Source organism: Fulvivirga maritima (assembly GCF_021389955.1).
GTDB lineage: Bacteria > Bacteroidota > Bacteroidia > Cytophagales > Cyclobacteriaceae > Fulvivirga > Fulvivirga maritima.
The window spans coordinates 3,455,194-3,471,093 of the sequence record NZ_CP089980.1; the positions used below are offsets into that span (position 1 = coordinate 3,455,194).

At 38.6% G+C, this 15,900-nt stretch carries 11 protein-coding genes; 8 read left to right on the forward strand and 3 right to left on the reverse strand.

Translation table 11 applies throughout. The features are described 5' to 3' along the window. Positions 1-126: 126 nt before the first annotated feature. The 5 genes from LVD15_RS14875 (at position 127) to LVD15_RS14895 (ending at position 9,581) form a co-directional block, all read left to right on the forward strand. Positions 127-2,526 (forward strand): glycoside hydrolase family 31 protein, encoded by a 2,400-nt coding sequence (locus LVD15_RS14875; RefSeq protein WP_233776019.1) that lies wholly within the window; start codon positions 127-129, stop codon positions 2,524-2,526. A gap of 4 nt (positions 2,527-2,530) precedes the next feature. Beyond that, entirely contained in the window at positions 2,531-4,702 is a 2,172-nt protein-coding gene (locus tag LVD15_RS14880) for a glycoside hydrolase family 3 C-terminal domain-containing protein (RefSeq protein WP_233776020.1), read from the forward strand. A 34-nt stretch (positions 4,703-4,736) separates the two neighbouring features. Continuing rightward, positions 4,737-7,151 carry a glycosyl hydrolase family 95 catalytic domain-containing protein gene (locus LVD15_RS14885; protein WP_233776021.1) on the forward strand — a complete coding sequence of 805 codons (2,415 nt, stop codon included), beginning with the start codon at positions 4,737-4,739 and terminating at the stop codon, positions 7,149-7,151. 175 nt (positions 7,152-7,326) lie between these two features. Then, positions 7,327-8,541, forward strand: coding sequence for a glycoside hydrolase family 27 protein (locus tag LVD15_RS14890; protein ID WP_233776022.1), 1,215 nt, complete (start codon positions 7,327-7,329; stop codon positions 8,539-8,541). 89 nt (positions 8,542-8,630) lie between these two features. After that, positions 8,631-9,581, forward strand: coding sequence for a M28 family metallopeptidase (locus tag LVD15_RS14895; protein ID WP_233776023.1), 951 nt, complete (start codon positions 8,631-8,633; stop codon positions 9,579-9,581). 41 nt (positions 9,582-9,622) lie between these two features. Here the strand turns inward: LVD15_RS14895 and LVD15_RS14900 are convergent, their stop codons facing one another. Beyond that, positions 9,623-10,108, reverse strand: a complete 486-nt coding sequence (locus tag LVD15_RS14900; RefSeq protein WP_233776024.1) for a nucleoside 2-deoxyribosyltransferase — start codon at positions 10,106-10,108, stop codon at positions 9,623-9,625. Positions 10,109-10,226: 118 nt separating this feature from the next. Between LVD15_RS14900 and LVD15_RS14905 the strand changes: the two genes are divergently transcribed. From LVD15_RS14905 to LVD15_RS14915, 3 genes are all read left to right on the forward strand, one after another. After that, positions 10,227-10,811, forward strand: a complete 585-nt coding sequence (locus LVD15_RS14905; RefSeq protein ID WP_233776025.1) for a Crp/Fnr family transcriptional regulator — start codon at positions 10,227-10,229, stop codon at positions 10,809-10,811. 181 nt (positions 10,812-10,992) lie between these two features. After that, on the forward strand, positions 10,993-11,823 hold the full coding sequence (ygiD, locus tag LVD15_RS14910; RefSeq protein ID WP_233780964.1) for a 4,5-DOPA-extradiol-dioxygenase: 831 nt from the start codon (positions 10,993-10,995) through the stop codon (positions 11,821-11,823). A gap of 173 nt (positions 11,824-11,996) precedes the next feature. Beyond that, positions 11,997-14,186 carry a glycoside hydrolase family 3 C-terminal domain-containing protein gene (locus tag LVD15_RS14915; protein WP_233776026.1) on the forward strand — a complete coding sequence of 730 codons (2,190 nt, stop codon included), beginning with the start codon at positions 11,997-11,999 and terminating at the stop codon, positions 14,184-14,186. A gap of 81 nt (positions 14,187-14,267) precedes the next feature. On the opposite strand, the gene LVD15_RS14920 is transcribed toward LVD15_RS14915, so the two are convergent. Both LVD15_RS14920 and LVD15_RS14925 read right to left on the reverse strand, forming a co-directional pair. After that, the gene (locus LVD15_RS14920) at positions 14,268-14,717 is read right to left on the reverse strand and encodes a hypothetical protein (RefSeq protein WP_233776027.1); all 450 of its coding nucleotides are present in this window, start codon (positions 14,715-14,717) and stop codon (positions 14,268-14,270) included. A gap of 59 nt (positions 14,718-14,776) precedes the next feature. Beyond that, positions 14,777-15,823 (reverse strand): hypothetical protein, encoded by a 1,047-nt coding sequence (locus LVD15_RS14925; RefSeq protein ID WP_233776028.1) that lies wholly within the window; start codon positions 15,821-15,823, stop codon positions 14,777-14,779. Positions 15,824-15,900 lie beyond the last annotated feature (77 nt).

A 15,900-nucleotide genomic window follows, 5' to 3' on the forward strand; every position in this document is an offset into this window, starting at 1 on the left:
AAACATTTTCTTGAGACATTCGCTATCGAAATTGGCGCTTGTTAATACAACCTCTCATTTTTAATATAACAGGCTTCATTGGGTTTGTTAAATACTTTTGAAGCCAACCCTAAAATCAACCTGGTCATGAAAAGTTATTTATTAACCGGCCTGGCGGTACTCATGCTAAGCATATGTGTGCCGAGAGCCAATGCACAAATACAAGAGTTCGATTTACTCAATGCGCCTTTAGATGTTAGCCCAGCTTTCAGGAGCTTTGAAAATACTTATTACCTGGCAGATAGCCTGGCTGAATTTAACGAGAAAACAGGTGAAGGAAGCATTAAATATTCAAGGTATGAGTATGTAACCCGACAAGCCTTTAATAATATGCTCGGAGTTATTCGTCCGGTTAAGGCAAATGAATTTCCTACTACAGAATATGAAGAAGCCCCTAAAAGAAGCTTTAAAGTAGAGCTGATTACTGATAAAACCATCAGAATAAAAGCCATATCAGGTCCACAACTCAATCAAAATGAAGCTTCACTATTGCTGGTAAACGGAAAGGCAGAACAACATAGAAATGCCTGGAAGTATAAAAAGGTTGAGGGTGGACATCAATATTATAACGAAAACGGGTCGGTAACCATCTATCAATATCCTTGGCGAATAGAATTTAAAGATGCTCAAGGTAGACTGCTGACTAAGTCGGTTCATAATGCCGATTTTACAGATTCTACCTATACTCCGGTTATGCCATTTTCATATGTGCGTAGGGCTAGTGATTATTCAAGAAGTTATTCAGCGGCCTTTTCTTTACAACCAGGAGAGAAAATGTTTGGTTTTGGCGAATCATTTACTCAGCTCAATAAAAGAGGGCAGCGCGTGGTTTTGTGGACTGATGATGCCAATGGTACTCAAAATGAAACCATGTATAAGCCAATTCCTTTTTTCATGAGTAACCGAGGCTATGGCATGTTTATTCATACGTCTTCGCCAATTACTTGTGACGTAGGTAAGTATTTTAACGCAGTCAACTCACTTATGATTGGTGACGATGAACTGGATGTTTTTGTGTTTTTAGGCGAACCCAAAGATATTCTTGATGAGTACACCGAACTGACTGGAAAGCCCTCCATGCCTCCTTTGTGGTCTTTCGGTCTTTGGATGAGCCGCATTACTTATTTCTCAGAGGCCGATGGAAGAAAAGTGGCTTCTGACCTAAGAAAAAATAAAGTGCCAGCAGATGTTATTCACTTTGATACCGGCTGGTTCGGAGTAGATTGGCGAAATGATTACCAATTTGCCTCTGATAGGTTTGATAATCCTTCTAAAATGATTTCAGATCTTAAAAAGGATGGGTTTCATATCTCGTTATGGCAATTGCCTTATTTTACCCCTAAAAATACTTTGTATCCGGAGCTGGTCGATAAAGGCCTGGTAGTAAAAGACTTTAAAGGCAACTTACCTTATGAAGATGCCGTGCTCGATTTCTCTAATCCTGAAACCGTAGATTGGTATCAATCTAAAATTGGTAACCTTATCAAAATGGGAGTTGGAGCTATAAAAGTGGATTTTGGAGAAGCAGCGCCGGTAAATGGTATTTATCACTCTGGCAGAACTGGTTTTTATGAGCATAACTTATACCCGTTAAGATATAACAAAGCGGTGGCTGATGTAACTAAAGACGTTAGCGGAGAAAATATCATTTGGGCACGTAGCGCCTGGGCAGGCAGTCAACGCTATCCTTTACACTGGGGCGGAGATGCTGCCAACAGTAATACGGCTATGGCAGCCAGCTTGCGTGCAGGCTTGTCTTTTGGCTTATCAGGATTCTCTTTTTGGAGTAATGATATAGGTGGTTTTGTAATGAAAACACCTGAGAGCCTGTACCGAAGATGGACTCCATTTGGTTTACTTACTTCTCATTCCAGAACGCATGGAGCTCCTCCTAAAGAACCCTGGGAGTATAGTAAAGACTTCCTTAAGGAGTTTCGTCTGGCAGATAACATGAGGTATCAACTGATGCCTTATATCTATGCTCAGGCTAAGCAATGTACTGAAAAAGGACTGCCTATGGTAAGGGCGCTATTTGTGGAGTATCCTAATGATCCTGGAGCATGGTTGGTAGATGATCAATACCTTTTTGGTTCAGATATTTTAGTAGCTCCTTTGTTTGAAGAAGTGAACGAAAGAGCCGTTTATTTGCCCGCTGGTGAATGGATCGATTATCAGACTGGTAAATCATATCAAGGCGGATGGCATAATATAACAGCAGGGGAGATTCCTATTATTATGCTGGTGAAAAGCGGTAGTGTAATTCCTCATATTAAGTTGGCACAATCAACTATGGAAATGGATTGGTCACAGTTAGAGCTAAAAGTGTATGCTAATAATCAAAAACAGGCAAATGGTGTTGTTTACCTGCCAGGAAAGAGTGATTTAGCAGAGCTTACCCTGAATAGTAATAATGGCAAATATGAACTAGTAACTGATCCATATAAAGGAGAGGTGAAATGGAAGGTGTCTACTTATAACGACAAATAGAGTTATGGCAGAAAGATACCATAAGGTAGGTGTTTTGCTATGGCTAATGATGTGCGTGATAGCACATGCCGGGCAAGGGCAATATAAATATCCATTTCAAAATCCTGACTTGTCAGCAGAAGAGAGGATAGATAATGCGCTTTCTCTAATGACTTTAGAGGAAAAGGCAGCTTGCCTGGGAACAGATCCTACGGTAGAAAGACTCGGAATACGCGGAACCAGTCATATGGAAGGCTTGCACGGACTGGCTGTAGGTGGACCTGGTAAGTGGGGAAGAGACCATCCGGTTACTACTACTACTTTTCCACAGGCATATGGTTTGGCAGAATCCTGGGATCCTGGCCTGATTAAAACAGTAGCAGAAATAGAAAGCGAAGAGGCGCGGTTTATCTTTCAAAACAAGAATTATGAAAGAGGAGGATTGGTCATAAGAGCTCCAAATGCTGATTTGGGACGTGATCCTCGCTGGGGAAGAACGGAAGAGTGCTATGGTGAAGATGCCTGGTTTAATGCAAAAATGACTGTGGCTTTTGCCAAAGGTTTACAAGGAGACCATCCTAAATATTGGAAAACAGCCTCTCTCATGAAGCATTTCATGGCTAATAGTAATGAAGATGGTAGAGATAGCTCTTCATCTGACTTCGGAGAGCGATTATTTAGAGAATATTACTCTTATCCTTTTTATAAAGGCATTAAAGAAGGCGGTTCTCGTGCTTTTATGGCTGCCTATAATGCTTATTATGGCATCCCTATGGCCGTACATCCTATGCTAAAAGCAATAGCGATACAAGAGTGGGGGCAAGATGGAATCATCTGTACAGATGGCGGAGCCTTTCAAATGCTGGAGAACAGTCATCATTATTATCCTGATTTAGAAAATGCAGCAGCAGGAACGCTCAAAGCAGGAATTAATCAGTACCTCGATGACTACCAAAAAGGAGTAGAAGGAGCTTTGCAAAAAGGATATATCAAAGAAGCAGACATCGATGAGGCTCTACGTGGAGTTTTTAGAGTAATGATAAAGCTGGGCATGTGGGATCCTCAGGAAATGGTGCCTTATGCACAAATCGGAGCGAAACAAAATGAAGAGCCCTGGCTTAAAGAAGATCATAAAAAGGCGGTACGTACTGTTACCGAACGGACTATAGTTTTGCTCAAAAACGAGGAGAATACTCTCCCTTTAAAGAAGGAAGAATTAAAATCAATTGCAGTACTGGGATCAGTAGGACAGGATGTTTTTTTGGATTGGTATAGTGGTACGCCTCCTTATACCATCTCTGCTTTTGATGGGATAAAAAACTATTTGAAGGATAATGTGAATGTGTTAAAAGCAGACAGTAATGATATCGCTTCTCAAGTAGAGTTAGCTCAAAAGTCTGATTTAGCGCTATTAGTGGTAGGTAATCATCCGTATTGCAATGACCCTTCATGGAAAGTGTGTGATACCCCGAGCTTCGGTAGAGAGGCGGTAGATAGAAGGTCTCTCTCCTTGGAAGAAGAGGAACTGATAAAAAAGGTTTATGAGGTGAACCCTAATACTGTGGTGGTTCTGGTGAGTAGCTTTCCATATGCTATCAACTGGACTCAGGAAAATATACCTGCCATTATTCATATGACTCATAATAGTCAGGAAATGGGTAATGCTTTAGCTAATGTGCTTTTCGGAGAAGTAAATCCAGCAGGCAGATTGGTGCAGACCTGGCCAAAATCATTAGATCAATTGCCTCCTATGATGGACTATGATATTACCAATGGCCGCACTTATATGTATTCAAAAAAAGAGCCGTTATATCCATTTGGCTATGGCCTGAGTTACTCTTCATTTTCATATCATAACCTCGCGGTCGATCAGAAAAGTATACCTGTAGAAGGAGAGTTATCGATAGAGCTTGATGTCACTAACACAGGAAGTATTGATGGCGATGAAGTAGTTCAGCTTTATGTAAAACATATTAATTCTTCAGTAGAGAGGCCTATTAAAGAATTAAAAGGATTTGGCAGGGTGTATATTCCGGCAGGTGAAACCCGAAAGGTGGTAATTCCTTTGAAAGCACAAGATTTAGCGTATTGGGATGAGCAGAAAAAGGATTTTGTAGTAGAAAAGGATAAAATCAAGGTGATGATAGGTAGTTCGTCACAGGATATAAGGTTAGAAAAAGAAATAAGAGTACGATGATAATTTCCCAAAGGGAGATTCAAGGTAATATAAAATGAGAAGAATAGTATTAGGTATTGTAATAGTTATTAGTCTGGGAATTATTTCAGCAGCCAAGGCACAAAACGATCTTTTTCATGCTGCTGAACGGGGTTTTACCAGTTGGCTTCCAGCTCCTAATTGGGAGCATGGCTTGCTTACGGGAAATGGTACCATGGGAGCATTAGTGTTTGGAAATCCTCATGAAGAAACCATTATTTTAAGTCATGGGCAGCTTTTTTTGCCAAGAGAAAGGTCTGAACAGCTTTTTGATCAATCTTCCCGGATGGAAGAAATAAAGCAGCTGATCAAAGCAGGCAAATATGAAGAAGCGGCCAAAATCCCTGTTGATATCAGGAAAGCTGAAGGGTATGCAGATGAAAGAGATCCCTTTATTCCTGCTTTTGATCTTAAAATAACTCAAGAAGCGGCTAATATTAGTAAGTATCAGAGATCTACTGATTTTGTGACAGGTGAGGCTAAAACCACTTGGGTTGATGATTTAGGTACATTTGACCGCAGAGTTTTTGTGTCCAGAGCGGATAGTGTCATCGTACTTTCCATTACTTCTGATCATCCGATAAACTGTACTATAGGCTTTAAAAACAGGCCAGTAAATTGGGATCAATGGGCCTTTGTTGGGGGACATATTGAAGGCATGACCGCAGGTGCTAGCGAAAAATGGCTTACTTATAAGAGTAATTTTAAAAAGGAATATGAAGGCAGTATTAAGTCATATGAAGGGGTCGGTAAGCTTATATTGAAAGGAGGGGCGAGCGAAGTGCGTGGTAATGAGTTAGTAATAAAAGAGGCAGAAAAAGTGCTTTTACTTATAAAAATTGACCTTAATTATAGTAAACAACAAGACATTACAGCAGCGCTAAAAAATGCCATCAATAACTTAAAACCAGAATATCAATATTTGCTGGATAGGCATACCTCTATCCAGGGAAATATATTTTCCAGAACGAAACTAGATCTACACAGCAGTAAAGATACCAAAAGCCTGCACACAGAGGAGTTGCTTTTAAATGCAGCACAAAATGGAGTTTCGAAGGCCTTGATAGAAAAGGTTTTTGATGCGGGAAGATATAATATCATCAGTAGTACGGGAGCTAACCCTCCTAATCTTCAAGGCCTATGGTCTGGCACCTGGACGGCGCCTTGGGCTGCAGACTATACTCATGATGGCAACTTACCATCTGCTATGGCCTCTTTGATGTCCGGAAATATGCCTGAGCTTATGTCTACCTATGTTAATTATATGGAAAGATATACGCCAGAATTTGAGCACAATGCCGAGAGACTTTTTGATGCCAGGGGAGTTGTGCTTCCTGCTCATACCTCTACTTCAGGGTGGCCTACAGACTTTAGCGAAACCTGGTGCCTCACCCTTTGGACAGGTGGTGCTGGCTGGGCTGCTGATATAATGTATAATTATTATTTATACACAGGAGATAAGACCTATTTAAAGGAACACTCTTACCCATGGATGAAGAAAGTGGCTTGGTTTTATGAAGATTTTTTAACTGAGAAGAAGGATGGAAAGTATTTGTTTAACCCATCATATTCACCCGAAAATAATCCTGCAAACAATAGTTCGCAAGCAGCCATTAATGCCACCATGGATGTGATGATTGCAAAGCAACTATTGAGAAATGCAATAACAGCAGGGCGAGTATTAGGAGAGGATAAAAAGCAGCTTAAAAAGTGGGAAACTATGCTAAAAAGTATGCCTGAATACACAGTCAATGAAGAAGGCGTACTTTCAGAGTGGCTATCACCTGAACTAGAAGATAACTACAGACACAGGCATGTTTCTCAGCTCTATTCTTTGTATAACTATATGGATCCGGATATTTTGAATAAACCTATTCTAAAAGAAGGAGCAGAGAAATTAATAGAGAAGAAATTGGAGTTTAGAGAAGATGAAGGCGGCGGGGAAATGGCTTTCGGATTGGTGCAGCTAGGCCTTAGTGCAGCTCACTTAAAAGATGCAGAAAAGGCCTATGATGCTGTAAAATGGCTTTCTTCTAAATATTGGTCATCAGGAATGGGCTCTTTCCATAATGTAGGCAACCTCTTAAATACAGATATAAGTGGAGGCTTGCCAGCCGTGATTATCGAAATGCTCGTGTATGCTGAGCAAGGAAAAATTTCCCTACTTCCTGCTTTGCCAGAAGAGTGGCCAGAGGGTGAACTGTCAGGAGTTCTGTTAAGAGGGCAGGTTGAGTTGAAAAAAATGAGCTGGAATTCAAAAATGCTGGAGGTTGAGCTTTTTTCTTCTGTAGGCCAAGAGGTGATAATAGAATTACCTGAAGAAATAACTAATATACAAGCTGATGGAGTAAAAGTGAATAAGATTGGAGTAGGGAAGGTGCGATTCTTTATGCCTGCAAAGAAAGGTATCAAACTGAAATTTACGTTTTAATTTTCCATGTTTTAACTTTAAGGAGGCCGTATCACAGAAAATGATCGGCCTCTTTTTTTATACTGTTTACCTCACCGAAACAAATGGCTGCCTCGTTTGTGCATTTTCCCTCGCTTTCATCACCAGCCTAAAGCATAATTTAGTGATCGAAACTAATTATTAAACCCTGACGAAAATGAATAAAATACTTCTTATAACTACTATTGTCTTTTTTACGGCCCTGTCCTTCACTCAGGCTCAGAAGTTTGAAGGCTTGGCAGAAACCCCTCCAATGGGTTGGAACAGCTGGAATAAATTTGCCTGCGATGTAAATGAGGACTTAATAAAAGAAACAGCTGATGCCATGGTAGCGAGTGGAATGAAAGATGCTGGCTACACCTATATCGTTATTGATGACTGCTGGCATGGTGAGCGAGATAGCCTTGGTTTCATACACCCTAACAAAGAGCATTTTCCTTCTGGTATGAAAGCCCTGGTAGATTATGTCCATTCTAAAGGCTTAAAATTTGGTATTTATTCTGATGCCGGATGGCAAACCTGTGGAGGTAAACCAGGTAGCAGAGGACGAGAATATCAGGATGCCCAGACTTATGCTAGCTGGGGAGTAGATTACCTTAAATATGACTGGTGTAATACGGAAGGCCTTGCAGCTAAAGGCGCTTATTTAACCATGAGAGATGCCTTATATGAAGCCGGCAGACCTATTGTTTTTAGTATGTGCGAATGGGGTACTTATGATCCATGGGAGTGGGGAGAAGATATAGCTCATTTATGGAGAACTACAGGTGATATTTATAATTGCTTTGATTGTGAATATAATCATGGCGACTGGTCTTCATTTGGAGTATTACAAATATTGGATATGCAGGAAGGTTTAAGAAAATATGCTGGCCCTGGCCATTGGAATGATCCTGATATGATGGAAGTAGGAAATGGTATGTCTGTAAATGAAGATGAAGCACATTTCTCTTTGTGGGCTATGCTGGCATCTCCGCTAATAGCTGGGAATGATTTAAGAAATATGAGTGAGGAAACTAAAAGGATTCTTACCAATAAAGAGGTTATTGCCGTAAATCAGGATCCATTAGGTATTCAAGGCTTTAAATATCAGATGGAAGACAGTGTTTCCGTTTGGTTCAAGCCACTGCAGAATAATCAATGGGCAGTATGTTTTTTAAACAGAACTAAAGAAGAAAAAGAGATAGAATTTGACTGGAAAAATGAAATGGTGAAAGATGAAATTAATGATTTATCTCCTGATTTTTCCAGTAACGAATATAACCTGATTAACCTTTGGGATAAAAAGGATAAAAGTTCAACCAAAAAGAAGTTGAAAGCTAACCTAAAGGGACATAGTGTATTAATGTACAGATTGGAAAAGAAGAAGTAAACTCACCAAGGTGATTTTTCCGTTCAAAAGAATTTCATTTTGATAAATAACTTCATGATTATTATCTTGACTGATTATTTAAAATTCAAATGGACGGAAAATCATTATTTACACTCGTTTTTTTAATTCTTGGATGTAATCCGGCAGCTAAACTTAGCGTAGAGAATTTAAAAGAAAATCAACCTTTAGCAGAAACAGAGGGCATAATAAAAGAGTTGGCTTCTGATAAATTTAATGGTAGGAAATCAGGTCATGCTGATTTTGAATTAGCGCTGAGTTACACTGAGGGCTATTTGGAGAAGGAGGGAATTAGGCCCTATTTTGAAGAAGGCTATAGAGATGTTTTTCAAGTGAAAGGTAAGTCTACTGCCAATATCGTAGCTTTTATTGGAGATAAAGCAAAAAACAAGAAATATGTTCTCATTGGAGCGCATTTGGATCATTTGGGGCCATCACCTAGTCGTACCGATACTGTTTTTAATGGAGCTAATGATAATGCCAGTGGAGTAACTACAGTGCTGCAAATGTCTAAAGAACTAAGCAAATTGAAATTCGATTATAATGTCATTATTGCTCTCTTTGGGGCTGAGGAGGCAGGTTTGGTAGGTTCTAAACATATGGCCAAAAGGCTGAAGGAAGAAGGTATAGACTTAGCCTATATGCTCAATTTCGAAATGCTAGGTAAAACCTTAAGCACGGGAGAAAATGAGGTGTATATGACCGGGTTTAATAAATCAGATTGTGCAGCTAAAATGAATGAAATTGCAGGGAAGGAGTTTGTGAAATTTTTGCCAGTAGCTTCTACCTATGGTTTATTTCAAAGGTCTGATAATTATGCCTTTTTCAATGAGTTTAATATTCCTAGTCACACATTTTCAACCTTTGACTTCGAAAATTACAAGTATTATCATGATGAAGCAGACGAGGTGAGTGAGCTGGATTTAGAAAATATGAATACAATCATTAATAGCGCCACTTACGTGGTTGCCAAAATGCTTCAGAATAAGGTTGAACCTATTTTGGTGACGTCAGAGAAGTAAAGAATATATAAGCCCAGGCAAATCAATGGCCTGGGTTCTTTTTACATGAAGATTTCTTTCAAAAGAGGCTTTAAATCCGCCAATTGAGTAATTACCTTTCCGCCATGAGACTCGATAAAGTACTGTACTTGTAGGTTCACAGTAGAGCCTTCATTATCTGCAGATAATCTAAAATCACCTCTATAGCCAATAATGGGTTTTTCTAATGCTGTAGCGAAACCAATTTCCGCAGCTGTACCACTGTCTACATCCACACCATCAAGTATAGCCACAACACCACTGCACTCACGTATAGCCTGAGCGTTATTTGCTCCTATTACTTTATTTAACTCTGACCATTTTTGCTTTTTCTCAGGGCCATATGGCATATCCATTACAGGTTGCATGAGCTCGCGAGAAGTGAGTTTCCAGGGATCTAGGATCTCATATCCCTGTTCTTCTATTATTGGAATAATGTTTCCATACATAAAAGCTCTTCCTGCTTCAGAAAAGCCCAGCGGGGAGGCTACATATATTTTTTTTGACATAGTTAATCTTGTCTCAACGGGTTTTAAATTGAAGATATAAATATATACAAATTCGAAGATACCACTTATTCTTTAAAAATTGTTTAATTGCAAGCTGCAAAGCAGAGATCGCAAATTCATGTTTAAAGCATATTTTGAAAGTTTTAGGAGTAAAGTGCCTCTTAGTATTGAAGAAGAGGAAGTAATAGCCGGTTATCTTTCTACCCGCACAGTAAGTAAGAAGGAGTTGATATTAAATGCAGGCGAGGTATGTAATGCAGCCTTTTTTGTTTCTATCGGGTTATTGCGAGCCTTTACCATAGATGAAAATGAAAGTCAGCATACTGTTCAGTTTGCTCCGGAAGGGTGGCTCATTTCTGATCTATATAGTTTTATCACAGGAGAAAAAGGCACTTTTAATATAGAAGCCATTGAAAATTCTGAGTTGGTGGTGATTACCAGTGAGGCTCATGAGGAAATGCTGGAGGTATGCCCTAAGTATGAAAAGCTCACCCGTATCCAAATGACTAATGCTTATGTGGCATTACAGAAACGTATTAATTCCAGTGTTACAGCGGGAGTAGAGGAGCGTTACCTCAGCTTTGTGAATAGTCATTGTGATCTGGCTCAGCGTGTGCCTCAAAAAATTATAGCGTCTTATTTAGGTTTAACCCCAGAAACCTTGAGTAGGATAAAGCGCCGTTTAGCGGAAAAGGGAGAGTAATGCTCCAATTATCGCTCTACCCTTATTTCTTGATTTGAATCAAGGGCTTATGCTGCTAACTAGGGTTATCTTTGTATACAAGTTTGGCGCTTATAGTGCTCGTAGTCATAAAAGTGCCCTAAAATAGCATTCAATGCATAGAAAGGAATTTTTAAGAAATATATTAACAGGAGTAGCAGGGATGACAACTTTATCAGCTTTCAATAAATTTACTTCAGGCTTAGCAGAACAAGACTATCTAATGCCTGTATTGTTCATAGGTCATGGTTCGCCTATGAATGGAATAGAAGACAATGAGTTTTCAAGAAGGTGGGCCTCTATGGCTCAGGAAATACACAAGCCTAAAGCCGTCTTGGTAGTATCGGCTCATTGGTATACTCGCGGAACCAAAATTACAGCTATGGACTTCCCTCAAACCATACATGATTTTGGAGGATTCCCTCAAGAGCTTTTTCAAGTGCAGTATCCTGCTCCGGGTGATCCTGAGTTGGCCAAAGAAACAGTTAGTTTGTTAAAATCAACTCATGTAGAGTTAGATCATGACTGGGGCTTAGATCATGGAACCTGGACAGTAGTAAGACACATGTATCCAGATGCCAAAATACCAGTACTACAGCTCAGTATTGACTACAGTAAAGGAGCTCAGTATCATTATGAATTGGCAAAGGAACTTTATGAGTTAAGAAAAAAAGGAGTGCTTATTATCGGTAGTGGTAATATGGTTCACAACCTGAGAATGGTAGCTTGGGATAAAATTAATGATACTTATGGATATGATTGGGCGCTGGAGTTAAATGACACCTTTAAATCGCTCATTACTTCAGGAGATCATAAGCCTTTGATCAAGTATGAATCTTTGGGTAGAGCTGCTAGCCTGGCTATCCCTACTCCTGATCATTACTTCCCACTGATGTATACTTTAGGTCTAAAAACAGATAAGGATAAAGTATCGTTTTTTAATGACAGAGCGGTGGCTGGCTCCCTCACTATGACTTCAGTAAAGATCGGTTAATTGAGATGTAATGTAACAGTAGGGGTGATTTATAGGTAATAATTATTACACAAAAATACATCAAAGGGAGGATTTAACATATGACCTCCCTTTTTGCAACAAATAAACACCTTTCACTAGATAGATTTTCTGCATTTTTGAGAACTATTTAACTGTTAACAAATTTACAACTCATGAATATTTTTATACGATTTTCAAGGGCGGCTTTGCTATTGTGCATGGTGGCCTGTACTACTGTAGAAACTACGGAGGTATCAGAAAAGGAAGAGCCTAAAAATCCTTTGATGCTTCATGAAAAGGAGATTGATGATCTCATAAGCAAAATGACATTGGAAGAAAAAGTGGGAATGATCCACGCTAGCTCTTCTTTTACTTCTGGTGGAGTAGAGCGGTTAGGTATCCCTGAACTTACCATGTCAGATGGTCCTCACGGAGTAAGACCTGAGCATGGCCGTGACTGGGCATTAGATAATGAAGGAACTGACTCTGCCAGCTATCTTCCAGCAAGCATCACTTTGGCTTCTACCTGGAATCCTGAACTAGGTTACGCCTATGGAGAGGTATTAGGTAGTGAGGCCAATAAGAGAGGCAAAGATGTGATTCTTGGTCCTGGTATTAATATTATGAGAACGCCGCTTAACGGACGTAACTTCGAATACCAAGGTGAAGACCCTTATCTGGTTTCTAAAATGGCTGTGGGATATATCCGCGGAGTGCAAGATCAAGGTGTTGCAGCATCTTTAAAACATTATCTTGCTAATAATCAGGAAATAAAAAGATCTTCAATTAATGTGGAGATGAGCGAAAGAGCCCTTAGAGAAATCTATCTGCCTGGATTTGAAGCAGCAGTAAAAGAAGGTAATGTTTATACTGTTATGGGTTCATATAATCAGTTTAGAGGTCAATTTGCAACTCATAATGAATACCTAATTAATGATGTGTTGAAAGATGAGTGGGGTTTCAAAGGTCTTGTAATGAGTGACTGGGGAGCTGTTCATGATACTAAACAGGCATTGGAATATGGTACTGATATAGAAATGGGAACTGATCTTAATCAAATGCCTAATATTGATTACTCTAAATTTTTCATGGGAGATACTGTACTCACTTTAGTAGAAAATGGAACTATAGATGAAGCTCTTATTGATGATAAAGTTCGTCGTATCCTTAGAGTAATGTATGCTACTCATATGTTTGACGAAAGACCAGGTGGTAGCATCAATACACCTGCCCATCAGAAAACTGCTGAAAAAGTAGCTGAAGAAGGAATTGTATTATTAAAAAATGATGGATTCTTGCCGCTAAGCAAAGAGGTGAAGAAGATAGCCGTTATTGGTGCTAATGCAGATTACAGCATGTCAATGGGCGGAGGCAGTAGCCAGGTAAGAGCGATACATGAAATTACACCATTAAAAGGAATCAAAGCCGTGGTAGGAGATAAAGTAGAGATTACTTATGCCCCAGGTTTTGAAATATCTAAAGAAGAAGCTGTAAATGAAACTTTAGTGGCAGAAGCTGTTAAAGCAGCTGCGGAAGCTGATTATGTAGTATATGTTGGAGGCTGGAATCACGGTTTTGGAACAGACTGGAATGCTGGACGCTATGACATGGAAGGCGTAGATAAACCCAGCTTAAAAATGCCTGTTCAGCAAGATGAATTGATCAAAAAAGTAATTGCTGCTAACCCTAAAACAGCAGTAGTGCTAATGGGAGGTGGAGCTATGGATGTGAGCCAGTGGTTGGCTGATGTTCCTGCTATTTTGTTTGCCGGATACCCTGGGATGGAAGGAGGAACAGCATTGGCTAAAATCCTCTTCGGAGATGCTAACCCTTCAGGTAAACTTACTTTCACATTCCCTAAGTCATTAGAAGATTCTCCAGCTCATGCTATGGGTGAGTATCCTGGTGACGCTGACACTTTAAATGTTCATTATAATGAAGGTGTGTTTGTAGGTTACAGATATAATGATACTTATAATGTGGAACCTCAATTTGCGTTTGGTCACGGATTGTCTTATACTACTTTTGAATTGAAGGATCTTAAAATATCTAAAACAGGAAATACTTTAGTTGGTAATGTAACCGTAAGCAATACTGGTGATAAAGAAGGCGCAGAAGTAGTGCAGATTTATGTTCATGATGTAGAATCATCAGTAAAAAGACCGGTGAAAGAATTAAAGGCCTTCGAAAAAGTATCATTAAAACCTGGAGAGAGTAAAAACATCACTTTCCAACTAAATGAAGATGCTTTCAAGTATTACGATGAAGCTAAACACGGCTGGATTTTAGAAGCAGGAGATTTTGAAATTTGGGTTGGAAGTGCTTCTGATGATATTCAATTGAAGGAAACCGTTACTATGTAACAGGATATATTTATAAATAATTGAAAAATAGAAAAGAGGTCATAACTCGCGAGAGTATGACCTCTTTTTTATATCTAAAGATTATAGATTTGTAATTGTGTATCTATTTCCATCTTTTACTACTCTTAAGTAATCTACTACCGCACCTTTATCACTGGATAAAAAGTAGCTCTCATATAGCATATTTTCGTTAGCATCTATTCCATTTAAGTAAAGAGAGTAATCCACTCGGTCTTTGGAATTATAAAGTTCTACTTTAATTGTATAAGCACCATCGCCATAGTAGCTTAAAATGGAAACATCTTCAAAGCCATACCCTGCTGAACTAGCGATTTCCTCAGTACCTTTATAGAGATATAATTCTAGATCAGCGTCTTCAAGAGACTGGGCTGATGATCCTCCTGTAGACCATTCAAGATCGATAATAATGCCTTCAGAATTTTCAATTACATTATCCGGTAATTTATCTTCTGATTCACCACATGAAATCAGGATTAAAAAAGAAAGTGTTAGTAAAGAAAAATACTTCATAGTTTATGATTGTTATTAATGAAAAAATGTGGTTTAGGTGACGTTAACTTTAGATTATACTAGATAGAGTCGGGGATTCTACCTTCGTTAGCTGAAAATCTTTTCTTTCTTCCGATTAAAAAGTTTTCGTTATAGTTATCAATGGCTCTTTTGTTAATTCTTTCCTCAGCTATTTGTTTAACCTCTTCAGCCTTTTCAAAGTTAGACATCATAGTGTATGCGAGAAATATGTTATTATAAATAGCTTCAGTAACCTTTTTATTAATCCTTGTTTTCTTGTCTTCTAAATCACTTTCATTAAGTGCATTTTGCCAAATTGCAATTGCTTCCAGCATTGATTGATTAAAATCGGTACTAAATACAATGTCATTTTCTGATATTTTATCTAAAGCAATTTTGGCTTTAGCCCAAGCTTCATCTAAATCATTGTATTCAAATTTTTTGAATTTTTTAACAGTTAGAAATTCACTGTATAAATTATTCTTTCGGTATGAAAATTTCTCAGCTAATGTAGCTTTCATATCGTCCACATTTTGTTGAAAAAGTGAAGAACGAAGTTTTGCTTGTACTGATTTGTAATTGTCACTCCACCAACCACGTAAAGCAGATGAGCTTCTGTATTCACTACTTCTATAGGAGCTCATACCATCAGAACCTTTAGCGAATTTGGAGTAAAAAGGCTCCATTTCACCAGGTAATTTCACTTCAAAATAAAGAGGGTATTTATATCCGAATGTTAGATAGTGATAGGTCACAGAAATTTCTTTATCGTCTCTTTTTTCTGTTTTTGTGATAGTTTCAAACTTCACTTCGCTTTTATAATATGGCTCAAGGCGAACTAGTAATTCAAGACCCTCATCATTTGTTTTTTCTAAATGATCAATTTTGGCAGAATTTTGAATAGAATTCATAGTGTGAGTTTTACTGTCTCCACTATATAAATATGCAATATCTGTATTTACCCAATATTTAGTAATACCTTCAGGAAGTGGCTTAAGAGGAAGTTGGGTATAGACCACTTTTGTCTTTTGCTTATCGAGGTTCTGCGCTATCGAAAAGCTTGCGGTAAGGCAAATCGCTAAAATAGTATTAATTAAAGATCTCATGTTAAAAAAAGTATTGGTTTGTCTATAAAGTAAAAAGTATATGTTTGAAAATATTCTCGGTTTAATATTTTATTAAT

What these genes read in the sequence shown, in the direction of transcription:
- LVD15_RS14875 (WP_233776019.1), top strand. Translation starts at nt 127, where the DNA reads ATGAAAAGTTATTTATTAACCGGCCTGGCGGTACTCATGCTAAGCATA.
- LVD15_RS14925 (WP_233776028.1), bottom strand. Translation starts at nt 15,823, where the DNA reads ATGAGATCTTTAATTAATACTATTTTAGCGATTTGCCTTACCGCAAGC.
- LVD15_RS14895 (WP_233776023.1), top strand. Translation starts at nt 8,631, where the DNA reads ATGGACGGAAAATCATTATTTACACTCGTTTTTTTAATTCTTGGATGT.
- LVD15_RS14880 (WP_233776020.1), top strand. Translation starts at nt 2,531, where the DNA reads ATGGCAGAAAGATACCATAAGGTAGGTGTTTTGCTATGGCTAATGATG.
- LVD15_RS14915 (WP_233776026.1), top strand. Translation starts at nt 11,997, where the DNA reads ATGAATATTTTTATACGATTTTCAAGGGCGGCTTTGCTATTGTGCATG.
- LVD15_RS14890 (WP_233776022.1), top strand. Translation starts at nt 7,327, where the DNA reads ATGAATAAAATACTTCTTATAACTACTATTGTCTTTTTTACGGCCCTG.
- LVD15_RS14885 (WP_233776021.1), top strand. Translation starts at nt 4,737, where the DNA reads ATGAGAAGAATAGTATTAGGTATTGTAATAGTTATTAGTCTGGGAATT.
- ygiD (WP_233780964.1), top strand. Translation starts at nt 10,993, where the DNA reads ATGACAACTTTATCAGCTTTCAATAAATTTACTTCAGGCTTAGCAGAA.
- LVD15_RS14900 (WP_233776024.1), bottom strand. Translation starts at nt 10,108, where the DNA reads ATGTCAAAAAAAATATATGTAGCCTCCCCGCTGGGCTTTTCTGAAGCA.
- LVD15_RS14920 (WP_233776027.1), bottom strand. Translation starts at nt 14,717, where the DNA reads ATGAAGTATTTTTCTTTACTAACACTTTCTTTTTTAATCCTGATTTCA.
- LVD15_RS14905 (WP_233776025.1), top strand. Translation starts at nt 10,227, where the DNA reads ATGTTTAAAGCATATTTTGAAAGTTTTAGGAGTAAAGTGCCTCTTAGT.